The organism is Daejeonella sp. (assembly GCF_017495225.1).
GTDB lineage: Bacteria > Bacteroidota > Bacteroidia > Sphingobacteriales > Sphingobacteriaceae > Daejeonella.
This window is the reverse complement of sequence record NZ_JAFEIG010000020.1, coordinates 169,384-192,385: the sequence shown is the minus strand read 5'-3', so window position 1 is coordinate 192,385 and position 23,002 is coordinate 169,384. Positions and strand designations below refer to the sequence as shown.

Annotated in this window: 25 protein-coding genes and 1 riboswitch; of the genes, 18 read left to right on the top strand and 7 right to left on the bottom strand. The window is 33.1% G+C overall.

The features are described from left to right. Nucleotides 1-66: 66 nt before the first annotated feature. Both QZ136_RS08185 and QZ136_RS08180 read left to right on the top strand, forming a co-directional pair. Nucleotides 67-1,089, top strand: coding sequence for a tetratricopeptide repeat protein (locus QZ136_RS08185; RefSeq protein ID WP_291402290.1), 1,023 nt, complete (start codon nt 67-69; stop codon nt 1,087-1,089). Then, nucleotides 1,090-2,190 (top strand): hypothetical protein, encoded by a 1,101-nt coding sequence (locus QZ136_RS08180; protein WP_291402288.1) that lies wholly within the window; start codon nt 1,090-1,092, stop codon nt 2,188-2,190. A 270-nt stretch (nt 2,191-2,460) separates the two neighbouring features. On the opposite strand, the gene QZ136_RS08175 is transcribed toward QZ136_RS08180, so the two are convergent. Next, nucleotides 2,461-3,606: an AI-2E family transporter gene (locus QZ136_RS08175; RefSeq protein WP_291402287.1), complete on the bottom strand. Its 1,146-nt coding sequence runs from the start codon at nt 3,604-3,606 to the stop codon at nt 2,461-2,463. Between the two features lie 221 nt (nt 3,607-3,827). Beyond that, nucleotides 3,828-4,020: riboswitch (cobalamin riboswitch) on the top strand. A 12-nt stretch (nt 4,021-4,032) separates the two neighbouring features. Between QZ136_RS08175 and QZ136_RS08170 the strand changes: the two genes are divergently transcribed. Together QZ136_RS08170 and QZ136_RS08165 are read left to right on the top strand one after the other, a co-directional pair. Beyond that, nucleotides 4,033-6,021 carry a TonB-dependent receptor gene (locus tag QZ136_RS08170; protein ID WP_291402285.1) on the top strand — a complete coding sequence of 663 codons (1,989 nt, stop codon included), beginning with the start codon at nt 4,033-4,035 and terminating at the stop codon, nt 6,019-6,021. An 81-nt stretch (nt 6,022-6,102) separates the two neighbouring features. Next, nucleotides 6,103-6,783, top strand: a complete 681-nt coding sequence (locus QZ136_RS08165; RefSeq protein ID WP_291402283.1) for a Sir2 family NAD-dependent protein deacetylase — start codon at nt 6,103-6,105, stop codon at nt 6,781-6,783. Nucleotides 6,784-6,840: 57 nt separating this feature from the next. On the opposite strand, the gene QZ136_RS08160 is transcribed toward QZ136_RS08165, so the two are convergent. From QZ136_RS08160 to QZ136_RS08150, 3 genes are all read right to left on the bottom strand, one after another. Next, a complete protein-coding gene (locus tag QZ136_RS08160) occupies nt 6,841-7,368 on the bottom strand; it encodes a DUF6580 family putative transport protein (protein WP_291402281.1) in 528 nt (175 codons plus the stop codon). 263 nt (nt 7,369-7,631) lie between these two features. Continuing rightward, entirely contained in the window at nt 7,632-7,883 is a 252-nt protein-coding gene (locus QZ136_RS08155; RefSeq protein ID WP_291402279.1) for a hypothetical protein, read from the bottom strand. 10 nt (nt 7,884-7,893) lie between these two features. Further along, a complete protein-coding gene (locus QZ136_RS08150; RefSeq protein ID WP_291402277.1) occupies nt 7,894-8,601 on the bottom strand; it encodes a DUF3291 domain-containing protein in 708 nt (235 codons plus the stop codon). Between the two features lie 195 nt (nt 8,602-8,796). Between QZ136_RS08150 and QZ136_RS08145 the strand changes: the two genes are divergently transcribed. The 4 genes from QZ136_RS08145 to QZ136_RS08130 all read left to right on the top strand — a co-directional run bounded on the left by QZ136_RS08145 (nt 8,797) and on the right by QZ136_RS08130 (nt 11,298). Next, nucleotides 8,797-9,270: a GAF domain-containing protein gene (locus tag QZ136_RS08145; RefSeq protein WP_291402275.1), complete on the top strand. Its 474-nt coding sequence runs from the start codon at nt 8,797-8,799 to the stop codon at nt 9,268-9,270. Between the two features lie 56 nt (nt 9,271-9,326). Further along, nucleotides 9,327-10,121 carry a hypothetical protein gene (locus QZ136_RS08140; protein ID WP_291402273.1) on the top strand — a complete coding sequence of 265 codons (795 nt, stop codon included), beginning with the start codon at nt 9,327-9,329 and terminating at the stop codon, nt 10,119-10,121. Between the two features lie 77 nt (nt 10,122-10,198). Further along, the gene (locus tag QZ136_RS08135) at nt 10,199-11,038 is read left to right on the top strand and encodes a histone deacetylase (RefSeq protein WP_291402924.1); all 840 of its coding nucleotides are present in this window, start codon (nt 10,199-10,201) and stop codon (nt 11,036-11,038) included. 68 nt (nt 11,039-11,106) lie between these two features. After that, nucleotides 11,107-11,298: a hypothetical protein gene (locus tag QZ136_RS08130; protein ID WP_291402271.1), complete on the top strand. Its 192-nt coding sequence runs from the start codon at nt 11,107-11,109 to the stop codon at nt 11,296-11,298. Here QZ136_RS08130 and QZ136_RS08125 read toward each other — a convergent pair. The 3 genes from QZ136_RS08125 to QZ136_RS08115 are packed head-to-tail and all read right to left on the bottom strand — an operon-like array spanning nt 11,264 to nt 13,795. Continuing rightward, on the bottom strand, nt 11,264-12,631 hold the full coding sequence (locus QZ136_RS08125; RefSeq protein WP_291402269.1) for an MATE family efflux transporter: 1,368 nt from the start codon (nt 12,629-12,631) through the stop codon (nt 11,264-11,266). The genes QZ136_RS08130 and QZ136_RS08125 overlap by 35 nt on opposite strands. Nucleotides 12,632-12,681: 50 nt before the next feature. Continuing rightward, nucleotides 12,682-13,305, bottom strand: coding sequence for an RNA-binding domain-containing protein (locus QZ136_RS08120; protein ID WP_291402267.1), 624 nt, complete (start codon nt 13,303-13,305; stop codon nt 12,682-12,684). 4 nt (nt 13,306-13,309) lie between these two features. Beyond that, complete coding sequence (locus QZ136_RS08115; protein WP_291402265.1) at nt 13,310-13,795, bottom strand: DUF4442 domain-containing protein; 486 nt, start codon at nt 13,793-13,795, stop codon at nt 13,310-13,312. Between the two features lie 125 nt (nt 13,796-13,920). Here QZ136_RS08115 and QZ136_RS08110 point away from each other — a divergent pair, with 125 nt between their 5' ends. From QZ136_RS08110 to QZ136_RS08065, 10 genes are all read left to right on the top strand, one after another. Continuing rightward, nucleotides 13,921-15,150: an MFS transporter gene (locus QZ136_RS08110; protein WP_291402263.1), complete on the top strand. Its 1,230-nt coding sequence runs from the start codon at nt 13,921-13,923 to the stop codon at nt 15,148-15,150. 64 nt (nt 15,151-15,214) lie between these two features. Then, complete coding sequence (gene hemF / locus QZ136_RS08105) at nt 15,215-16,126, top strand: oxygen-dependent coproporphyrinogen oxidase (protein ID WP_291402261.1); 912 nt, start codon at nt 15,215-15,217, stop codon at nt 16,124-16,126. A gap of 7 nt (nt 16,127-16,133) precedes the next feature. Further along, nucleotides 16,134-16,535, top strand: coding sequence for a hypothetical protein (locus QZ136_RS08100; protein ID WP_291402259.1), 402 nt, complete (start codon nt 16,134-16,136; stop codon nt 16,533-16,535). A 180-nt stretch (nt 16,536-16,715) separates the two neighbouring features. Beyond that, nucleotides 16,716-18,188, top strand: coding sequence for a phytoene desaturase family protein (gene crtI / locus QZ136_RS08095; RefSeq protein ID WP_291402257.1), 1,473 nt, complete (start codon nt 16,716-16,718; stop codon nt 18,186-18,188). Between the two features lie 4 nt (nt 18,189-18,192). Beyond that, on the top strand, nt 18,193-19,029 hold the full coding sequence (locus QZ136_RS08090) for a phytoene/squalene synthase family protein (protein WP_291402255.1): 837 nt from the start codon (nt 18,193-18,195) through the stop codon (nt 19,027-19,029). Next, nucleotides 19,026-19,493, top strand: a complete 468-nt coding sequence (locus QZ136_RS08085) for a hypothetical protein (RefSeq protein ID WP_291402254.1) — start codon at nt 19,026-19,028, stop codon at nt 19,491-19,493. Before QZ136_RS08090 ends, QZ136_RS08085 begins: the two co-directional genes overlap by 4 nt. 4 nt (nt 19,494-19,497) lie before the next feature. Further along, nucleotides 19,498-20,040 (top strand): isopentenyl-diphosphate Delta-isomerase, encoded by a 543-nt coding sequence (gene idi, locus QZ136_RS08080; protein WP_291402252.1) that lies wholly within the window; start codon nt 19,498-19,500, stop codon nt 20,038-20,040. A gap of 3 nt (nt 20,041-20,043) precedes the next feature. After that, nucleotides 20,044-20,511: an SRPBCC family protein gene (locus tag QZ136_RS08075; protein WP_291402250.1), complete on the top strand. Its 468-nt coding sequence runs from the start codon at nt 20,044-20,046 to the stop codon at nt 20,509-20,511. A 51-nt stretch (nt 20,512-20,562) separates the two neighbouring features. Next, complete coding sequence (locus QZ136_RS08070) at nt 20,563-21,492, top strand: TIGR01777 family oxidoreductase (RefSeq protein ID WP_291402247.1); 930 nt, start codon at nt 20,563-20,565, stop codon at nt 21,490-21,492. A gap of 21 nt (nt 21,493-21,513) precedes the next feature. After that, nucleotides 21,514-22,815 (top strand): deoxyribodipyrimidine photo-lyase, encoded by a 1,302-nt coding sequence (locus QZ136_RS08065; protein WP_291402245.1) that lies wholly within the window; start codon nt 21,514-21,516, stop codon nt 22,813-22,815. Nucleotides 22,816-23,002: the final 187 nt, after the last annotated feature.

The window sequence follows — 23,002 nt, the reverse complement described above, 5'->3', positions numbered from 1 at the left end:
AAGGGAAAAAGGTAAGTTTTGAAAAATTAGAAAAATTATGTTTAACCAATATAAAAACAAATAAATGTGGAACTATTAAATTTAAACTGTGTTTCTTGTGGTGCATCATTAGAAAATTTTGAAGGGAAAAACAAAGTTGAATGTGACTTTTGCAACAATGTCACAAAAGTAATTCGTCCAGTTACAGTGACACTCGATGAATCCGTTAAGGGAACAGTTGATGTTGATAAATTTAACAATTTGATTTCTATCATGGATAAGTCTATGATAGCTGGTAATTATAAAGAGGCTTATGATTATTGTAATAAAGCTCTTGAGATTGACCCATCAAATGCTTCTTTATGGGAGAACAAAGCTATATGTTCATTTTGGATTAGAACAGATAGCGAAATAATTGGTACAGAAGCAAAAGAAATATTGACATATCTTAATGCAGCTAAAAGTGCCAATCCTAATTCCGAAACATATGAAAATACAGCAAGTTCAATTGCTTCAAACTTATTCTTTGCGGTGTATTACAAATATCTTTTAAAATCCTTTGATGCATCTAGTAACAATCAAGACTGGGATTCTTGGAGTAAAAAATCTATTAAGGAATTTATCTCATATTTAAGTCTAATGGATTTATGTTTTGAAATTTCACCATCAAAACTTTATTTAGAAACTGCTATTGATGAATTAACCGGCTTAGATAAGGTAGATTGGATTAAAATAAAAAAAGGTGAACCACAAAACCAAGATTGGCTGAAGTCATATAGTTTTGATGCAGTTAAAACACGGGCAAAATATATTCAAAAACTTAAAAAATTTGATTCCTCATATCAAGAGCCAGACTTTCCAAAAAGTGGATGGTGTTTTATTGCAACCGCAACAATGGGTAGTTATGACCATCCAGAAGTAATGGAGTTGAGAAATTTTAGAGACAATTGGATATTAGAAAAAAAATGGGGTGAGAATTTTGTGACTTGGTATTATGATTATGGAGCAATTGCAGCCAAGTATATCGAAAAAAGTTATTTGTTAAAAAAAGTATGTTACCTACTTATTGTTAAGCCCTTAGTATTATTAACTAAAATAATAAAATATTAAATGAGTAATCAAAAATACGATGTAATATGGGTAAAAGGCTCATTTTTCGAAAAAGGTCATTGGAAGTTAGTGCCTCGTACTGGCGATAGCGGTATTGGGGCTATAATAACGTTATTCTTAGTGATTTTTTTAATATGTATTTTAATACTAATATCACCACTAGTTATAGCTTTAATAGGTTTTTCAATTATCAAACCTAAAAGATACTACGCAAGTATTTTATCGATACTAGCCCTGATTTATCTTATAATTGATTTTCAAAAAAAATGGATTACAGCCTTTATAATTTTTGGATCAAATAATAATGAAGGTGTTTTTTCGGACGGAATACTAGGTATAAAATTTGCACCTCATTTTTTCTTCATAAATAGTGTAGCCCTAGGATTATCAATATATTTTTTATTAAGCTCGTATTTTGTAGTTAAAAATAAGTCGAAAATACACTTTAATAGTATAGAAAGTGACAAAAATATAATTTCAATTATAATCGGAATTGTAATTGGATTATTAAGTTTCTTTTATTTGAAAAATACATATTCAACATCTGATATTCAATTTAATGACACAATTCTTAATTCAACCGATATTCCAAAAGAGTCGGATGATAATTACGAGCTTTATTCAGATTCTTCAACATCATATATATCAAATGATACCTTACAGTCGACAGATAATGTTGATGTTAAATATGAAATTGGTCAAGAATTAAATGGAGGAATTATATTTCAACTAAATGAGGATCAAACTCATGGATTAGTTTTTTATGATTCTCAAGAAGTAATGAATTTTGAAGAGGCGAATAAATGGTGTTTAAATAATAATTATAGATTGCCAACTATAAATGAACTCGTAAATATTTTAAATGATTTTCCTGCTTCAAAAGAAGAATTAAATTATTGGTCATCTGAATTAGCATCTAATGATGATAAAAGCAAATATTCTATTTTGTGTAGATCAACAATAAATGGACTAGAGGTATCATTGGAAGATTCTTATTTTATTAAATGCTACGATTACTATTACAAAAAAACCACTCTTGTACAAAATACTTTTTGTCTCAAAACGAAAAAATGCAATACAATTGGCATCCTTGATTTTTAATTAATGCGAAATGAAAAGTTTAAATAAAAAGTCTTGCAATAATTTGTATCAATAATCAAATGGATTCTAACAATAATTTAGATTCAAAAGCCTGATAACCTAAAGAAAATTTATTTAATGCGATAAAAAATAGGAGTTATTAGTTTAGATATCTTAAAATTTACTTTGAGTTTTTTGTTAATTGTAAGTTTACCATCAAACTTTTTATATTCAAAATTTCAATAAATCAGTATTAATTAGACTTTATAATCAGTAAATAGAAATTTAGTTTTATTCTCCACCCACAGACTTAATATCATTTTGTTCCTTTAGCTTTTCATCAATTTCTTTATTGCTAATTCGGAGTTTAGGAAAGTGCATCGGACTCCTAATAGGGTTTTCATCGCCTAATAATATCCCCCAAGGTTTAAACATTTCGGAGCGGTCAAAAATGATTTTTAATACAGCCACCATTGGTAATGCGAGGAACATACCTGATACTCCAGCGAGTGTACCGGCAATAAATACACCTAATATTGCTGCAAATGCATTAATCTTGACCTTTGAGCCCACAATTCGAGGCATTAAGATATTATTGTCCAAAAATTGAACGACTGCTATAACACCCAATACCGTAAAAATTGGTAGTAATTCTTGGGATGAAGTTAATGTTAACAATACACCTAAAAGGTTTCCAACTAAAGCTCCTACATAAGGTATTAAATTTAGTAATGCGAATATTACTCCGATAAGTATGGCATGCTTAATACCAAGTATTAAAAGAATTCCGCCAAGTAAAATAGTGATATAGGCTATTTGAATGAGTAAACCCACAAGATAACTTTTAATAATTACCTCAGTTTCTTTCATTACCTCTTTTACTTTTTTATGCTGATCTTGCTTAAACCACATAAATACAAAGCGTAATAACAGGTTCTTGTAGGATAGAAATAAATAGATATAGATTGGAACCAATCCAACAAAAATAAATGCAGAAGTTATTGAGCCTGCAGCTCCACTAATGATGTTTCCAGCATTTACTAAAAGCTTATTACTTTGCTCATTTAAAAATTTAATCTGCTCTTGTGTAGAAAAATCGGTTTTGCTATTTATCCAAATACTTAAATTATTTAAATGAAAGTTAATATTTCTTTGAATTTGAGGGAAGTCGGCAGCCAATATGCTAATCTGCGCTGAAAAGAACCAAACAACAGAGCCAATAAATATAGCGCCAAGTAAAATGGGTAATAAAATGGCTAATACCTCAGGAAACTTCTTATTTCTTAAAAATCTGTAAGTGGGGAGAAGTACAATGCTTAAAAAGAAGGCCATTAAAACCGGCATAATGATTTCACTTCCTATAGACAATAAGGCGCCTAATAAACAAATACCGATTAGTTCTATTGATCTTCTTACGGTTAAGGGTAGTTCTTTCATGCTATTCAATATCGCAAATATTTAGAAATGATAGTGTATAGAAATATTTAAAATTCATTTATCCACATCGATAATGGATTAAATTTAATCTATTTCAAACATAATTTAATTTAAGCTTTATAATTTGAAATAAAAAGAGTTGATTTCTCATTCGCAATTTAATTAAAAATACTTATCCCAAAATGTTAATAACATTCATTCGTATTTTTTGGCATAAGATTTAAATTTGTGGTGTTAATGGTTCTTGATTTCATAATCGAGATTAAAAGGGAACCAGGTTAGATTCCTGGACAGTCCCGCTGCTGTGTTCTCCAAAACGCTTATCCATTTGCGCCACTGTACTTAATAAATGTATGGGAAGGCTGGATAAATCGGGAGTAAGTCAGAAGACCTGCCTTTAGCATTATAATTCATAGCTTTCGGGGATTGAAGCTTGGAGAAGATCGTGCTATAGAACGGTTTATTTCTGGTATTCCTTCATTATCTGTTTGCTGTGGGACAAAAACTCACAACAAAATGAAAACAAAAAAACTTTACATTGCTGTAGGCCTGGGGCTTGCACAATTGACATTGCTAAATGCTAATGTCTGCGCACAAGACAAATCTGTCGCAATTCTCGACGAAGTAGTAGTAACTGCTAGTCGCACACCTAAAAAAATCTCAGAAATTGGAAAAGTCGTTCGTGTCATTTCCGCCGAAACGCTCAGTAGGAGTCAGGGGAGAACCCTCCACGAGGTTCTGAACAATGTTGCTGGAATTACCATAGGTGGAAATGGTGCCAATCCTGCCGATGTTAAGGCCGTGTACATGCGCGGGGCTAGTGCAGCAAATACATTGATTTTAATTGATGGCATCCCTGTAAATGATGCCTCCCAAATTTCTGGTGAATATAATATTTCGGCTATTTCAGTTGATTTAATTGAGCGAATTGAAATCCTTAAAGGAGGAAATTCTACTCTATATGGATCAGATGCAGTAGCTGGTGTAATAAATATCATCACTAAAAAGGGTTCTGGAAAATTGTCGGCTAATGTATTGGCCACCGCTGGATCCTATGATACTTATAAGCAAGTTTTAGGTCTTCAAGGGGAAATAAAAAATACAAGTATCGCATTTAATGCAAGCAATACTGATTCTGAAAATTTCTCTTCAGCAAAACCAGCATCAACTATGTCCAATTTTGATAAGGACGGATTCCATCAAAAATCGCTAAACTTAAATCTTGGTCAGAAAATAAGCAATCGATTCAATCTCAGAGCTAATTTTCAAGCGAATAATAATGTTGCCGATTTAGATAATGGTGCTTTTGATGATGCCTTGGATTATACCTATAGTAAATCTTCATTTTTAGCCGGAATAGGAGGGCGCTTAATACTTGATAAAGGTATAATAAACGTCAATCTTAGTCAAAACAACATTAATAATCAATATAATAACCAAGGTTCAATAACTAATAATTATGGCAATATTGCTCATTTGGAAGCTAATTTAAACTATAAATTTAGCAGCTTTTTGGATCTTGCTAGTGGTGTTTCCTTTAGAAAGTTGAGTACTGAGCAGAATAATCCATATAGTTCTAAATTAATCGCTAAAAATCGAATGGCAAGTGCTTTTACTTCCTTGTTCTTCAGGACAAATACCGGTTTTCAAGCAGAGCTAGGTGGTAGAGTTAATGAACATAGCGAATATGGAAATAATTTTACCTACACCTTAAATCCTTCTTATTTATTCGCTGATCGTTATAAAGTATTTGTGAATTTATCTTCAGCTTATCGTGTTCCATCTTTGTATCAATTATTCTCAGATTATGGAAATCTTACCTTGGAACCTGAAACCACCACAAGCTTTGAAGCAGGTTTTGATTTAAACTTCTCACAGAATCTTAACCTTTCACTTTCATATTTTAATAGAGATATAGAAAATGTGATTGATTTTGGTCAGATCGCTAGCAATAGGTTTGGATATATCAATCAGAATAGGCAAAAAGATAATGGTTTTGAGCTTGAATTGGGTTATAAGCCTATTTCAATTTTAAGTCTGAATGCTTTTTATGCCTATGTGGATGGAAATATTGAAACACCTACAAAGACAGAATTTAATTTATTCCGCCGACCGAAAAATTCTTATGGATTGAATGCTGCATTAGATTTAAGTAAGAAAATTAGTATGAATTTGATTTATAAACGAACCGGTGATCGTTTGGACCGATATTTTGATGGCGCAAGCTTTAAAACTGTTGAAGCTAATTTAGATGCTTTTAATATGCTTGATGCCTATATTCAATATAAACCAAAGGCTAATTTAACCTTGTTTACGGATGTTAAAAATCTGTTGAATGAAGATTATGTTGAATTTTCGGGTTATCAAAGCAAGGGACTTAATTTCAATGCTGGATTTAGTTTAGGTATACGATAAATTTAAATTGACAAATAAAAATAGCGATGGATTAAATTCATCGCTATTTTTGTTTTATTTAAAATTATTAGGGAATAGATAATGAAAAAGATTGTTGTGTTAACAGGGGCAGGAATTTCTGCTGAAAGTGGTCTAAAAACTTTCAGAGATGCTGGTGGATTATGGGAGGGATATCGCGTTCAAGATGTGGCAACTCCTGAGGCATGGAAACGAGATCCGTTGCTTGTCCAGACCTTTTATAATGAAAGAAGGAAGGCTGTGCTTGATGCAAATCCAAATTCAGCCCATTTAGCGCTCACAAGACTGGAAGAAAAGTATGATGTAACCATTATCACTCAAAACATTGATAACCTTCATGAGAGGGCGGGTTCGTCTAACGTGGTGCATCTTCATGGATTAATAACAAAATCTCAATCAGATAAAAATCCATTGCTGACTTATGATATTTCAGGTTGGGAATTAAAAATGGGCGAATATTGTGAATTAGGATCTCAGTTGCGTCCTCATGTTGTGTGGTTTGGTGAGGCAGTCCCTATGATTGAATATGCTCAGAGGATTTGCAAAGAGGCAGATATTTTTATTGTAATTGGTACATCTCTACAAGTATATCCAGCAGCTGGATTAATTGATTTTGTCCCTGCAAAATCTAAAAAATACCTGGTTGATAAAAATCAACCTGAAACTAGAATTAGTAATGTAGAGCTGATAATCAAAAGCTCAACCATTGGAGTAGTTGAATTAGTTGATAGACTTTTAATTTAGGCATAAAAAAACCTGATTGAATATTCAACCAGGTTTTATGAAAAATATCGTTCTAATCTATTTAGCTAAGGCTGGATATTTTTTAGCTAAAAGATAAAAGCTGCTAAATAATACTGCAGAGAAAACTAGGTTACCAATTAACATATTTCTAAAAAATGGTAATGCTGCTGCATATGAAGTTAATACTCCGGAAACATTGTGAGGATACATTGTTGCTGGATAAAAGAATGCAAAATTTGTAATCAAATAAAAGACACTTGCACTGATAAAAGAAGCAAGTACAACATTGCTAACACTAATCTTATTTCTCATTAGGAATCCGCATGCTACCATAGCGATAAAACCGCCATATACTAAGGGGCTAAAGCCATTACCGATAAAAATATCAGAAACAGCCATTGCTGCTAGAGGCATAATAAACGCCAGACTTCTGTTATTGAATTGAGCACCAGCAAAAATTGCTAGAGCACCAATAGCAGTGAAGTTCCACATGTGGGGAATCAGATAGGGTAGAGCACGGGTAGAAGCCGCAGCAATCACTAAAAGACTTAAAACGATAAATCGAGGTGTTAGGATATCTTTCATGTTTCAAAAATATAAAAAATTATCAATGCTTTTAGTTTCTCTTTAAATATCTAAAAAAGATTACACTTCTCATATATTTTGCTAAAAAGGGCAGCCAAATAAAATTCTGTTTATGTATTTAATATATTAATTATCAATTATTTATGTATTTTATATAAATTAAAAGTTTAAATATTAAAGTTACAATGCAATAATTACTCGATTTTAAACCAAATAAAATTTTGTTAACGATATTAATTGATTGATAATCAGTAATTTATGATTTATAAATCATCATATTCTTTGTATGCGCTATTAAAATCGGCTCTCATATCATTAAAACGACTTGAAGCCTTTTTTAAAAAATCATCATTTAAAATCTTAAAAACTCCATCTACTCCATCGGGTACATCTAGCTCAGATATTTTATAAACTTGTTCAAAAACTCCTTTTTCAAGTTTGATTATATATTTCTGATTCATTGAAAAAATACTAATCTTACATTCAGGATGTGGCAGTTCTGCGATTACTCTCATGAGCTATTTATTAAAAATTTTCTTTGATTTTGTTTAGAGGATCGATACCATTTAGCTTGCCGCTACTAGATATTATTTTAAATCGAGCAAATAGTTCTTCGCTGTACCAGTCCTCTTTTCTTGTTTTTCTAATTACATCAGCATGTTCTTTTGAGCCATATGCAAAAGCTTTCATTTTTTCCATGCTTTCCCAAATAGATAGGGTAGCTTGTCTGATAAATGGGGCTTCCCCAATTCCCACGGAGTGTAAGTATCCATCGGCTTTAGTCATAATTTGAGCAACTGGATCTACATGAGTCCAGAATCTTTTAAGCTTACTAAATCTAATAGTTGCCCTCGTTAAAACAGCTACCTGCCCCTTGTGATCCTTATCATATTCGTCCATCTTAAATGGGTCTGAACCATCCCATTCACCATGACTAGCTAGAGGTTCGCTTAAGATAGTCCATTCTTCAAATGTGAAGCTTTTCCACCACCAAGCAATGAAAGAATCAGATTTGAATTTTTTAAAATCATCCTCCGAATCCCAAACTGCCATTAAGGACCATTGCTGCCAATCGGGTTGCAAGTCGAATGTTCCATTTTTGCCACATCCCATCAATTTCCAAAAGCTACATTTTCTATTTAACCATAGGGGGAGACGGTGAATGGCCATAGCAAGAAATGCGATTGGAATAAATAAACGGCGATAGCGAACTACACTAAAAGATACAATCATTATGCTTAAAATTTTCTTTTACAGGACTCAAAGGTAATTCATCCAAATGTTTTCTTTAGGTCATTTATTTGATAAAAATCCATTAAAATTTAAATTAATTTCCAAGAATCATTCTCAAAGTCATCAAAACAGCATTTTAATAAATTGCATATTTTTTATTTAGGATGATTATCATTTCAATGCTAATTTTGCATTATGGCTGAAGATTTAAATATTGCAAAAGGGACTAAAAATGAACAGTATAGCTCATTAATTCCGCAAATTACCGCATTGCTTTCGGGTGAAACTGATCAAATTGCCAATATGGCCAATGTTTGTGCGGCCTTAAAAGAACAATTTAACTTCTTTTGGGTTGGTTTTTACATGGTTAAAGGCAATGAGTTAGTTTTAGGTCCCTTTCAAGGACCTGTAGCATGTACTCGTATTCAAAAATCAAAAGGCGTGTGTGGTTCATCTTGGGCTCAATCTAAAACCTTAATTGTGCCCGATGTAGAGGCATTCCCTGGACATATTGCGTGTAGCTCAGCATCTAAATCAGAAATTGTAATTCCCATCATAAGAAACGGATCTGTGATTGGTGTTTTAGATGTGGATAGCGATGAACTCAATAGTTTTGATGAAACAGATGCGATTTACCTATCTCAAATCTTAGATCTAATCTTGTTTTAATTCTGAAAATCAGCAGTGTAATTTGGATTTTTCCTTAATTTTTTGTATATCATACTATGAAAACTAAAACTTTAGCAATATTTAACCTATTAGCTTTTGCATTTCATTTGACCTTTACAAGCTTGGTTCAGATGGGGAAGCTTTCAAAAATGGATATGGCGCAGACTTCTGCGAAATATGATACTGTTTTTGCGCCGGCAGGGATAACATTTTCTATTTGGGGAATTATTTATTTAGCACTTATAGCCTTTTCAATTTACCACCTCTATGCAGCTTTTTTTAAAGCCAATAATGATTATACTAACTTAATCACCAATAGTTTAGGAGTTTTATTTATAGTAAATAATGTGGCCACCGCTTTTTGGCTATTAGCATGGCTGAATGAGGAATTGCTTATTTCTGTTATTTTAATGCTTATTCAATTAGTCTCTTTAATACTAATTCATATCCGAATATATGCCCTTAATAAAAGTCCCAAATTTTCATCCCAATTATTCACACACTTCCCATTAAGCATCTATTTTGGATGGATATCAATCGCTACCATTGCTAATATCAGTGCCTATTTAAAATCAATAAATTGGACAGGTGGTATTTCTGAGAGTTTATGGGTGATTATTTTAATTGCAATAGCAGCTTTAATAACATTATTTATGGTTTTGATTCGAAGAAATATTCCATTTGGTTTAGTCGTTTTATGGGCCTTGTATGGCATTGTTCTTAAGCGCCAACAAGTAAGTGCTATCGAATATGAATCAGTCATACAAGCATCTTTTGCCGCATTTTTAGTCGTATTTATTGCATTGATCATTCGACTATCTAAAGTTGTTAAGCCTGCTAAAGAATTTTAATTTATTACTTTCAGCACTTGTACATCGCTTTTGATCCCATTTACATTCATCCTCTTCCTCTTGGGCATCGTTTTCCTATGCTTAAATATGAGCTGATTCCTGAGCAGCTTATTTATGAGGGACTAATTACAAATGAGGATCTTTTTTCTCCAGAAATACTTTCGGAAGATGTAGTACTTTTAAGTCATGAAAAAGCCTATTGGGAGCGTTTAAGAGATCTTAAATTGAGTCCCGCAGAAATTAGACGCTCCGGATTTCCTCTCTCTGCCACGCTACTAGAGCGTGAATTAAGAATTGCACAAGGAACCATTAATGGTTGTTTAGAAGCTATTAAAATTGGAATTGCCTTTAATATTGCTGGTGGAACACATCATGCCGGCTCCAATTGGGCCGAAGGCTTTTGTTTATTAAATGATCAGGCAATAGCGGCTAACTATTTATTAGATAGGGGATTATCAAAAAGGATTTTAATCATTGATTTAGATGTTCATCAAGGGAATGGCACTGCCGAAATATTTAGAAATGAAGAGCGAGTGTTTACTTTTTCCATGCATGCAGAAAAGAATTTCCCTTTTCGAAAGGAGCAGTCTGATTTAGATATAGGCTTGGACGATGGTTTATCCGATAAAGAATACCTCGATATATTGAGAGAGAATTTAGATAAAATCATATTAAAGCATCAACCTGATTTTGTTTTTTACCTATCGGGAGTGGATGTTTTAACCACTGATAAGCTTGGAAAACTCAATTTATCTTTAAATGGCTGTAAAGAAAGAGATGAAATTGTGTTGAAAACATGCAAATTATTGAATCTACCTGTTCAAGTAAGTATGGGTGGCGGCTATTCCCCAAAGGTTTCGGATATTGTTGAGGCTCACTGTAATACGTACCGAATTGCACATAATCTTTATTTTTAGAATTGCCACCGATGTCGATTTTTGGCTTAAAATGCTGATTTTCAATAAATTTAGTGTAAATTTACATTATGGAAAAGCAACATTTTACGCGTTACAGATTTATTGATACCCGTACAGGTGATTTGATCAGATACATGAACATCAACGATCGCTTGGAAGATCATACCGATAGATTAAAGAAAATGCAGTCACAAATCTTCAATGAGATTAAAATACCTGTTTCTGCTATAATTTATGAGCTAGCCGAACCAGCTTCTTAGAAAAATAATGGAATCTGGCAAAGAGTAATGCTGCCGAAACTAGTAATCCCAGTGTTAACCCGTACCAGATTCCATTTGCTCCCATTTCTAGATAAATTCCTAAGAAATAACCTACAGGAATTCCAATAATCCAATAGGCTACAAATGTGATAAAGGTGGGGATATTTACATCTCCCAAGCCTCTCAAGATTCCCAATCCTACAACTTGTGTTCCGTCAAATAATTGAAACAATCCTGCTATGATAAGTAATTGAGCAGCAATGTTTATTACTGCTTTATCTGAAGTATAGATTAATGGTAAATATTGATTTAAGCCAGCAAATAATAAAGCTGCTATTGCCATAAAAACTAATACAATATGATAACTTGAAATGGCGGATAGGCGTAGGTTCAAATAATCCTCTTTACCGAAATTATTTCCAGTTTTAATGGTTGCTGCAGCAGAAATACCACCAGCCATCATATAAGTCATGGAGGCTAGATTTATAGCAACTTGATGTGCAGCTTGATCCACCGCTCCAATTGTACCAATTAAAACGGCTGCACCACTAAATGCGCTGACCTCAAAGGTGTATTGCATTGCAACGGGGGTTCCAATACGAAGAATATTTAAAGAACGGATCTTGCTGACTGATCTTAATGCAAATGACTTTAAATAGATACGGAAATGTTTTGATTTGATAACATAAACAGCCATGACGATGGCCATAATTGATCTATCTATTAATGTGCTCCATCCAACACCACTAACACCCATTGGTTCAAATCCGAATAGACCTTTGACAAAAATAATTCCCAAGCAGACATTTAGAGCATTCCCCCAAAGAGATATCATCATGGCTTGTTTAGTAAATCCCAATCCCTCTGCAAACTGCTTAAAAGTCATAAATACCATCAATGGTACGATAGAAAAGCCTAATAAGCCTAAATAGGGTTTCGCTTGCGCTACTACTTCTGGCGATTGTCCTAAATTATCAATGACTAATAAAGAACCATAATAGATTAAAATAAACAATAAAATACCTGAAATGATATTAATTAATAGGCTATTGGCTAGAAGTCTCCCACACTCTTTGTAATTTTTCTTTCCACTCTCCTGCGCAATTAATGGCGTTAGTCCGTAGGAAAGTCCAATGCCAATCATCAAAATAACAATGAAAATGCTATTTACAAGCGACACGGCTGCGAGAGGTATAGTACCAGCAAAGTGACCTATAATAACGCTATCGGCCGTATGAACTAGTGTATGTCCCAATTGTGAAATAACAACAGGTATAGCTAATGTCAAATTGCTTTGATAGTGAGACTTATATTTTAAGTAAATGCGTTTCAATTATTTTGCTTTTGGAATTGATACAAAGGTGTCATTTTATTGGACAAATATTAGGCCGCTGTGAAATATTCTTCTTTTTCGCTTGTGTGAACCTTTATTACACCCGACAAAACTAAATTCACGAGTATTTTATGGGTCGTTCTTCGTGATAGATTTAATAATTGACTAAACTCGCGACTAGTGATTCTATCATTACTTTCCAAATATTCTAGCAATGCTTTTTCCTTGGAAGAGTATTCTAAAAACACGCCATGTTCATTATTACCGCGTTTTAACACATCTACAACAATTTTACTTGCCAGGATGCTCTTATCTTTCACACGAATATAAACCCACCATTTTTTATCCTCACCCATGGCATAATGAGGTTTTGATGTACTTTCCTTAATTTCAACAACAAGAACAAGTTTATCATCTACATAAATTTCCTCGAAAATTGGTTCAAGGGCGGGCTTACAGAATAAATTTGCCGCTTGATTTAGCATATACCTGTCTTCTTCCTCAGATTTTAGTCCGCTAATCGTTCCATCATCAGATACACCCACTAATAAGCGTCCCCCTTTATTATTAGCAAAGGAAACCATGGTTTTAGCTATTTTTTCACAGCTAGTGATTCTTTTTTTGAAATCCAAGCTTTGCCCTTCGCCCTCTAAAATTAGTTTTTTGATGTTCATCAGATTAATAGGCAATGCTTTGTTCTTCGCCTATAAAAAGGTTTCGAACATAAACTTCATTGATCACAGTTACACAAAGTTCACCCTTTGAATTGTACATATTGATAGGGAAGGCTTTAACAAATTTGCCCACTGTTTTTAAGGTATTTATAGCCTCAGAAATTTCTTCATCACTTAGTTTAATGGTGAATTCTAAATCTGTTCTTCCCGGTTTTAGGTAGTTTATACTTGCACTTTTAAGCCATACGCGGCACTTTAGTCCGTTTCTTTGAAGTATTTGATCAAATAATAAAGCATAAAATGGATCTGAAGCACTAAAAATGGTTCCACCGAAAATAGACTTATTATAATTTAGGTTTAAAAAGCTTTTTAAAATTTTAACCCGTACACCTGAGAAACCTTTGTCAAATTTTTTTACCCAAATTCTTTGAAATAATAGGGGAGGGTAAAATCTCATTCCCCACTTGAGCATATTCTCTGATACTTTCATTTCTGTAAATATCTTAAAATTGCCTTGATAAATAAAATTATCATTGAATAAGCCTCAATAGCTGAATTAAAGCTTTTTTCTTCTTTTTCAATTTTGTTTGTAGATTGTCGATTCAAATTTTAAAAATGGATCAGATTGCTGCTAATAAAAAAAATGTAAGAATGATAGTCATGGTGGCTGCTTTAGGCTATTTTGTTGATATCTATGACCTCATTCTTTTTTCTGTAATTCGTATTAAAAGTTTAAAAGGCTTGGGTGTTCCCGATAGTGATTTACTAGATGTTGGTGCTATGTTAATAAATAGCCAAATGATGGGAATGCTTATTGGAGGCATTCTCTGGGGTGTTTTGGGCGATAAAAAAGGTAGAATAAGTGTTCTTTTTGGTTCTATTTTACTTTATTCAGTTGCTAATTTGGCTAATGGATTTGTTACCTCTGTACCAGCTTACGCAGTAATCCGTTTTATTGCTGGTATAGGTCTAGCGGGTGAGCTTGGAGCAGGAATAACCTTGGTTACAGAAACCATGAGTAAAGAAAATCGAGGTTATGGTACTATGATTGTTGCTGGAGTAGGATTGATGGGGGCGGTGGCTGCTGCAATTATTGGTGATCATTTTGCATGGGAGACTTCCTATATTATTGGTGGGGTAATGGGACTTATGTTATTGGCTATGCGCGTTAGTCTTGTAGAATCAGGAATGTTTAAAAATCTGCAAAATGATGGTGCAAGTCGCGGTAACATATTTATGCTCTTTACCGATGCCAAAAGATTTAAAAAATATTTAAGCTGCATCTTAATTGGTATTCCGCTCTGGTTTGTTGTTGGTGTTTTGGTTACTTTTTCACCTGAATTTGGAAAAGAGTTAAATGCTGTTGATCCGCTTTCGGCTGGGACGGGCATCATGTATTGTTATATCGGCATCGCTCTAGGGGATGTTGTGGCAGGTTTTTTAAGTCAGATGTGGCGTTCCAGAAAAAAAGTAATGCTAATTTTCTTGCTCCTAACAGGAGTGAGTATTGTTGTTTTTCTGAATGCTGAAGGAATGAATTCGCAGCAATTTATTTGGCTAACATTATTTTTAGGCTTTGCTTCTGGTTATTGGGCAACCTTTGTTACTATTGCTTCAGAGCAATTCGGGACTAATTTAAGGGCCACTGTTACAACTACGGTACCCAATTTTGTACGTGGATCTCTTGTTCTTGCTACCCTATCATTTACCACTTTGAAAGGAAGTATGGGCATTATCAATAGTGCTTTGTTAGTAGGATTTGTATCCTTGATTATTGCTCTTATTGCTTTATCTCAATTGAAAGAAACTTTTGGTAAGGATTTAGACTATCTTGAGATTAGTTAATCATTTAAATGTGATTTCTACGATTTTCTTTTTTCATATTGTTTAAAAACCTCACTTTTGAGCTATGATTACCAAGGAACAGATAGCTGAACAATATCAGCTAATTCAGGATGAAATATGTGCCGGTTTAGAAACTGCCGATGGTGGAGCCAAATTTGTTGAAGAACTTTGGGAAAGAGATGGTGGGGGTGGAGGAAGAACACGCATTATTCAAAATGGCAATGTGCTTGAAAAAGGGGGAGTTAATTTTTCTGCTGTTCATGGAAAACTACCTGAAGCCATAAAAAAAGCATTTGGTGTTAGTGAAGATGATTTTTTTGCCACTGGTGTTTCAATTGTAATTCATCCCAAAAACCCTTGGGTTCCAATAATTCACATGAATATTCGCTATTTTGAAATGGCTGGTGAAGCAGGAAAAGAGATGTCTTGGTTTGGCGGCGGTATCGATCTTACCCCACATTATGTGATAGAAGATGATGCGCGTTTTTTCCATGAATCGCTGCAAGCTACCTGTGATAAGTTCCATTCTGATTTCTATTCGAAATTTAAAAAATGGGCCGACGATTATTTTTTTATTAAACATCGTGATGAAACAAGGGGTATTGGAGGTATATTCTATGACCGTTTAAACCCTCAATCTACGGGACTTGAATGGAAGGATATTTTCGAGTTTTCAAAGGCTGTGGGCAGAACTTTTGTGCCTGTTTATTCTGAGTTAATCGCAAGAAATAAAAATAAATCTTTTACGGAAGAACATAAAAATTGGCAATACCAACGTAGAAGTCGCTATGTTGAATTTAACCTAGTATATGATGCAGGAACTAAATTCGGATTGGAAACCAATGGGAGAATTGAATCAATCTTGATGAGTCTTCCGCCTCAAGCAAACTGGGTTTATGATTTTAAAGCAAAATCGGGTTCTGATGAAGAAAAAACACTTAATCTATTGAAAAAAGGTATAAAATGGACTCATTAACAAAATCATGAAGCAATTATTTAAGTTAAATCTCATCATAATTATTCTATTTGTTTTATCATCATGCTCTAAAAATCAGTTAGAAGGAACTTGGCAATATAATGGAGGCTTGTATAATGGTAGAGAACAAAAAGCATCCTCTGATTTTAAAATGCAAAGAACATATAGTGCCAAAAGCTACGAGGCGCTTAAAATTGAAGGATCCAGAGAACCTGAATTATACAATTCAGGGATTTACGAAGTTAAAGGTGATACATTGCTTATTACTAGTAAATTTAGTAGTAGACCATCGCAAAATACTGACTTAACAATCCTCTATAAATTTAAAATTGTGGAAGGTAAACTTACTATTAATGGTGTTTTGCCAAATGGAATGATTGTAGAAGAATATTGGAATAAAGTGAATTAACTGTCTATTAATTCTATTATTTATGGAAAATATGATCACTATGTATAAATGAATTTTTATTCTAGTGTTAAATAAATGTTGCAACATATAATAATCAATTGAAAGAAAATCTTAATCCTATTGATAAGCTTTATCTTTTATATAAAAAATCACTATATTTAAAAATTACGCTACCATATAATGTCTAAAATTATTGTCATAGGTTCTGGTTTCTCAGGATTAAGTACTGCAGCATATCTTGCAGCCGCCGGACATGATGTTCATGTATACGAAAAAAATGAATCGGCCGGAGGAAGAGCAAGGCAATTAAAAACACAAGATTATGTTTTTGATATGGGCCCGAGTTGGTATTGGATGCCCGATGTATTTGAAAAGTTTTTCGCTGATTTTGGTTATCAAGTTTCAGATTTTTATAAACTAAAGCTTCTAGATCCATCATTTGATGTTGTATTTCCGCATGGTGAAACTATGAGTGTTCCAGAGAAATATTCTGATTTAATTAGAATGTTTGAATCAATTGAACCAGGTAGTGGAGACAAACTTCAAAAATTCATGGACGAAGCTCAGTTTAAATATGAGACGGGCATGAATAGCTTAGTTTATAAGCCAGGCTTATCATTAATGGAATTTGCTGATTTAGACCTAATTAAAGGTGCTTTAAAGCTACAAGTATTTAGTTCGTTCAGGAAACATGTTCGAAGTCATTTTACCAATCCCAAATTGATTTCTTTAATGGAGTTCCCTGTTTTATTCTTGGGAGCTATGCCACAAGATACTCCTGCACTTTATAGTTTAATGAATTATGCAGGTCTAAAACTTGGCACTTGGTATCCTGAAGGTGGATTTGGAGAGGTTATCAAAGGAATGATGGAAGTAGCAAAGAGAAATGGTGCTAAATTTCATTTCAATGCGGCTGTTGAGAAAATCCTTGTAGAAGGCAATAAAACTACTGGTATTCTTGTTAATGGTGAAAAAATAGATTGTGACGCCCTTATAGCATCAGCTGATTATCACCATGTTGAAAGCAAGTTATTACCTGAATCTTACCGTAATTACAAAGAATCCTACTGGGATAAGAAGATTTTTGCACCATCTTCATTGATATTTTATGTGGGACTGAAGACTAAAATTAAATATCTTCAACATCATACTTTATTTTTTGATGAGGACTTAGAATTACATTCAGTAGAAATATATAAAGATCCAAAATGGCCTGCAAAGCCTTTATTTTATGTTTGTTGTCCATCGCAATCAGATGATTCTGTTGCACCTGAAGGCCATGAAAATTTATTTTTCTTGATGCCTTTAGCACCTGGATTAGAAGATACAGAGGAATTGCGTGAAAAATATTTTAAAGTTATGATGGAGCGATTAGAAAAGCATATCCATCAGGACATATCTGAGCATATTGATTATAAAAAATCATTTTGTGTTAAAGATTTTGTGTCTGATTATAACTCTTTCAAGGGCAATGCCTACGGTTTAGCAAATACCTTGTTGCAAACAGCAATCTTAAAACCGAGCATTAGAAACAAGAAAATTAAAAACATGTTTTATACAGGTCAGTTGACTGTACCCGGACCAGGTGTTCCACCTTCCATTATTTCAGGAAAAGTGGCCGCTGGATTGTTATTAAAAGAACTTAAATCGTAAAGAAATGAAATTATTATACGATAATCTTTCGGTGGAAGTTAGTAAGATGACTACTCGTGCCTATAGCACTAGCTTTTCAATGGGTATTTATTTTTTAGATAATAGTTTACGTGATGCCGTTTATTCAATTTACGGTTTCGTGAGATTAGCTGATGAAATAGTTGATAGTTTTGAGGGTTTCGACAAAAAACATTTATTGTTTAAATTTAAAGAAGAAACTTTCACTGCTATTGATAGTCATATTTCTTTAAACCCAATTTTAAATTCATTCCAACAAGCTGTAAATAAATATAATATTGGTAGAGAGCTAATCGAAACCTTCATGTATAGCATGGAAATGGATCTTGAAAAAGTAGAATATACCCCCGAAAAATATGAGCAATATATTTTAGGATCCGCTGAAGTTGTTGGTTTGATGTGCCTGCACGTTTTTACAGGTGGTAATCAAGCCGAATATGAAAGGATGAAACCTTATGCAATGAAACTTGGCGCAGCCTTTCAAAAAGTTAACTTTTTAAGAGATCTTAAAGATGATTATCAATTATTAGGAAGAAGCTATTTTCCAAATGTTGATATTTCTGAATTTACTTGTGAGGTAAAAGCAATTATTGAAAAGGAAATTTTAGAAGATTTTGATATGGCTCTTAAAGGGATAAAAATGCTCCCTTCATCATCAAAAGGAGGTGTTTACCTAGCATATGTTTATTATAAAACGCTGTTCAATAAAATTCAAAAACTTCCAGCTAAACGCATTCTTACCGAAAGAATACGAATAAATAATGGTAGAAAATTTGGACTCATGCTTAATTGTATGCTTCAAAGTAAGATGAATAGGGTATGATAAAGTATTTTTTTATTGTTTTATTTCTTATTGGAAGTACTGTTAAGGCTCAAATTCCTGGAATAAAGGATGTTAGGCTAATGCTGCATCAAGCTACAAATAATGAGGAGGCATGTAATAAATTAATAAAAATTCTGGTACCTTATAATGAAAATAATAATCCATTATTATATGGATACAGGGGTGGAGCTACCATGATTATGGCTAAGCATGCTTTTAATCCTTTTAGCAAGCTATCCTATTTTAAAAAAGGTAAAAATATGCTTGAAAGTGCTATTAAATCTGATAATACCAATATTGAACTTCGATTTCTTAGATATACCATTCAAACAAGTGTTCCTAGCTTTCTAAATTATAGTGGTGAAAAAAATGCTGATAAACTGTTTCTAAGTAAATCAATTCCAGAATTAAAAGATCAAGAATTAAAGAAAATAATTAACGCATACCTATTAAAATATCCTTGATTGAATGAATAAACAGTATTTTGATGGACAAGATGAACTATTAATTTTAGTCGATGAAAATGATAATCAAATAGGAATACAAGATAAGCTATCTGTCCATGTTCAAGGTATTCTACATCGCGCTTTTTCTGTATTTATCTTCAATTCTAAAAACGAACTGCTTCTTCAACAACGATCTAATATTAAATATCATTCTCCGGGACTCTGGACAAATACTTGCTGTAGTCACCCACGACCAGGAGAAAGCACTTTAGATGCCTGTAATAGAAGATTATATGAGGAAATGGGGATGAAGTCCAATTTGCATTTTAGCTTTAGTTTTCTATATAAATTCGAATTTTCAAATGGATTAACTGAGCATGAATTTGATCATGTTTACATTGGTAATACAGATATAGATCCTCAAATAAATCCAAAAGAGGTAAATGATTGGAGATATATTACTTTAGACGATTTAGAAAAAGAAATAAATCTTCATCCTGATTTATATACCCCTTGGTTGAAAATTTGTATGCCACAATTAAAACAATATTTAACATCTAACTAGACAATGATCTATAACATAAAATCAGAACACCTATTACCAATTACAATTGATCAAGCATGGGAATTCTTTTCATCAGCGAAAAATCTTTCTAAGATTACTCCTCCCGAAATGAGTTTTATAATAAAAACAAACCTCGCTGATCGTGAGGTTTATGAAGGTTTATTAATTGATTATACTGTTAAGCCTATTTTAGGGATTCCACTGCCATGGCGGACTGAAATATACAAAGTTGATAAACCCAATCTTTTTGCAGACAGACAGCTAAGAGGGCCTTATAAAATGTGGGAACATACTCATTCTTTTGAGTCAACAATTGATGGCGTTTTAGTAAAAGATAATGTAAATTATGAGCTACCGCTAGGCTTTTTAGGTGATATTGCTCATGCTTTATTTGTTAAAAAGAAAGTAGAAAGTATTTTTAAATTTAGAAAGCAAGCATTGAATAGATTGTTTCCAAAGCAGGAAATTTAAACTTATATTTGAATAGCATCTATTAATAAAAACATAAGCCTTTTTCATCCTATGCAAACAACTGATCAAAATTCTAAAAACAATATTTTAATTACCGGTGCTAGTGGTTTAATTGGGCCAAAATTGATCAGAATATTGTTAGAAAAGGGGCATCAAGTTTCAGTTCTTTCAAGAAATCCACATAAAATTAAAGGTGTTAAAGTTTTTAAATGGGATATTGACAATCAGACTATTGATAATCAGGCTTTTGATGGAGTAGATACGATTATACACCTTGCAGGAGCGGGTATTGCCGAGGAGCGATGGACCAAGGCTCGTAAGCAGCTCATTATTGATAGTAGGGTCTTGTCTACTAAATTGCTTTATAGAGCAATTGAAGAGACTAAAGCACCCATTAAAACGATTATATCTGCCTCAGCAGTAGGTTTTTATGGTGATCGTGCTGATGAAATCTTAACTGAAGATAGCAGTAATGGAACAGGTTTTTTAGCTGATTGCTGCCAACAATGGGAAAATGCAGTACAAGAGGGTGATAAATTTGGTGTAAGATTGGTTAAGTTTAGAATTGGGCTTGTACTTTCCAAGCAGGGTGGAGCCCTAGCCAAACTTGAAACTCCGGTAAGCTTATTTTTAGGTGCTCCACTAGGTTCAGGAAAACAATGGATGCCTTGGATTCACGTGACAGATCTACTTGCATTATTCGAAAAAGCAATCGAAAATCCCAAATTGGAAGGCACATACAATGCTTGTAGTCCGATACCAGTAACAAACTTTGAATTCACTAAAATATTGGCTAAAACGCTATTTCGTCCAGTTTGGCCTATAAAAGTGCCAGAATTTGTTCTTAAAGCCCTTTTAGGTGAAATGAGTCAGGTTATTTTAATTAGTAATCGTACATCATCCCAAAAACTTCTAAACGCCGGATTTAAGTTTCGTTATGCAGGGCTAGATGAAGCCCTTAAAGAAATTTACTCCCATTAATTTTACTGAATTAAATAATTAATGAAAAAGGAAATTAGTGTCTGCTGGTTTAGAAGAGATTTAAGACTTATTGATAACCATGCCTTTTTTCAGGCTTTGAGTGGTAAATATCCAGTTTTACCTATTTTTATCTTTGATCCAGATATTCTTGAAAAACTCAATGATAAAACAGATAAAAGAGTAGCATTCATTCACCATTCATTACTGAAAATGAATGAATCGCTAAATAATCATGGCTCTTCAATTTATGTATTTCATGATCAAGTTGAACAAGCTTTTGAAAAATTGACTAGTCAATTTGATGTAAAAGAAGTTTATGCTAATCATGATTACGAACCATATGCATTTGCCCGAGATTCAAGAATTTCAAATATTTTATCTTCAAAAAACATCTTATTTAAGACTTTTAAAGATCAAGTTATTTTTGAAAAATCGGAGGTGATGAAGTCGGATGGTACCCCTTACACCATTTTTACACCTTATTCTCGTAAATGGAAGGAGAAATTCCAGCAGACTCCATTAATCACTTATCCATCAGAAAATCTACTTTCCAATTTATTAAAAGAGGAAAATAATCCATTCCCATCTTTGCAAGACATTGGATTTGAAGATGTAAAAATTGATTTTCATAGTTTTAATATATCCGAAGAGAGAATAAAAAATTATGAAGAAACCCGAAATTTACCCTCTGTAGAAGGTACTACTCAAATTAGTGTTCAACTACGATTTGGCACCTTAAGTGTGCGTGATTTGGTTAAATTAGGAATTAAATGGAATGAAAAATGGCTAAATGAATTGATTTGGCGCGAGTTTTTCATGATGATCCTATATCATTTCCCAAATGTTGTAACTGAAAGCTTCAAGAAAAAATACGATAAAATTCAGTGGCGAAATAATGAAATTGAATTTGAAAAGTGGTGTAAAGGTGAAACGGGCTACCCAATTGTAGATGCAGGAATGCGCCAATTGAATGAAACTGGTTTAATGCATAATCGTGTTCGTATGATTACGGCAGGTTTTTTATGTAAACATTTACTAATTGATTGGCGTTGGGGAGAGGCTTATTTCGCTCAAAAACTATTGGACTTTGAGCTATCTTCCAATAATGGAAATTGGCAATGGGCTGCAGGTAGTGGTTGCGATTCTGCGCCATATTTCAGGATTTTTAACCCGACTGCGCAAACACTTAAATTTGATCCCAAATTAAAATACATTAAAACTTGGATTAAAGATTTTAGAGTTGATTACTTAAATCCAATTGTGGAACATGAGTTTGGAAGAAAAAGAGCATTAGAGGTTTATAAAAAAGCAGTGAATGAATAAATTTTAATGCCTCAACAAATATTCTATTTCTTTTGTGCAAAATCTCCTAATTTTCTACTGATAAATTTTAACAAAGAAGCCTTTTAAACCGTGAAATTTATTAACTTCGCACTCTATACCAATTTTTTGATTTTTGCGCGAATTTTGAATGTTCAAAAATTTAATTTACAAATCAGAAAGATTAAAA

Coding starts and splice junctions, on each gene's coding strand:
- QZ136_RS08180 (WP_291402288.1), top strand. CDS start 1,090: ATGAGTAATCAAAAATACGATGTAATATGGGTAAAAGGCTCATTTTTC.
- QZ136_RS08175 (WP_291402287.1), bottom strand. CDS start 3,606: ATGAAAGAACTACCCTTAACCGTAAGAAGATCAATAGAACTAATCGGT.
- QZ136_RS08165 (WP_291402283.1), top strand. CDS start 6,103: ATGAAAAAGATTGTTGTGTTAACAGGGGCAGGAATTTCTGCTGAAAGT.
- QZ136_RS08160 (WP_291402281.1), bottom strand. CDS start 7,368: ATGAAAGATATCCTAACACCTCGATTTATCGTTTTAAGTCTTTTAGTG.
- QZ136_RS08155 (WP_291402279.1), bottom strand. CDS start 7,883: ATGAGAGTAATCGCAGAACTGCCACATCCTGAATGTAAGATTAGTATT.
- QZ136_RS08150 (WP_291402277.1), bottom strand. CDS start 8,601: ATGATTGTATCTTTTAGTGTAGTTCGCTATCGCCGTTTATTTATTCCA.
- QZ136_RS08145 (WP_291402275.1), top strand. CDS start 8,797: ATGGCTGAAGATTTAAATATTGCAAAAGGGACTAAAAATGAACAGTAT.
- QZ136_RS08140 (WP_291402273.1), top strand. CDS start 9,327: ATGAAAACTAAAACTTTAGCAATATTTAACCTATTAGCTTTTGCATTT.
- QZ136_RS08135 (WP_291402924.1), top strand. CDS start 10,199: ATGCTTAAATATGAGCTGATTCCTGAGCAGCTTATTTATGAGGGACTA.
- QZ136_RS08130 (WP_291402271.1), top strand. CDS start 11,107: ATGGAAAAGCAACATTTTACGCGTTACAGATTTATTGATACCCGTACA.
- QZ136_RS08120 (WP_291402267.1), bottom strand. CDS start 13,305: ATGAACATCAAAAAACTAATTTTAGAGGGCGAAGGGCAAAGCTTGGAT.
- QZ136_RS08115 (WP_291402265.1), bottom strand. CDS start 13,795: ATGAAAGTATCAGAGAATATGCTCAAGTGGGGAATGAGATTTTACCCT.
- QZ136_RS08110 (WP_291402263.1), top strand. CDS start 13,921: ATGGATCAGATTGCTGCTAATAAAAAAAATGTAAGAATGATAGTCATG.
- hemF (WP_291402261.1), top strand. CDS start 15,215: ATGATTACCAAGGAACAGATAGCTGAACAATATCAGCTAATTCAGGAT.
- QZ136_RS08100 (WP_291402259.1), top strand. CDS start 16,134: ATGAAGCAATTATTTAAGTTAAATCTCATCATAATTATTCTATTTGTT.
- crtI (WP_291402257.1), top strand. CDS start 16,716: ATGTCTAAAATTATTGTCATAGGTTCTGGTTTCTCAGGATTAAGTACT.
- QZ136_RS08090 (WP_291402255.1), top strand. CDS start 18,193: ATGAAATTATTATACGATAATCTTTCGGTGGAAGTTAGTAAGATGACT.
- QZ136_RS08085 (WP_291402254.1), top strand. CDS start 19,026: ATGATAAAGTATTTTTTTATTGTTTTATTTCTTATTGGAAGTACTGTT.
- idi (WP_291402252.1), top strand. CDS start 19,498: ATGAATAAACAGTATTTTGATGGACAAGATGAACTATTAATTTTAGTC.
- QZ136_RS08075 (WP_291402250.1), top strand. CDS start 20,044: ATGATCTATAACATAAAATCAGAACACCTATTACCAATTACAATTGAT.
- QZ136_RS08070 (WP_291402247.1), top strand. CDS start 20,563: ATGCAAACAACTGATCAAAATTCTAAAAACAATATTTTAATTACCGGT.
- QZ136_RS08065 (WP_291402245.1), top strand. CDS start 21,514: ATGAAAAAGGAAATTAGTGTCTGCTGGTTTAGAAGAGATTTAAGACTT.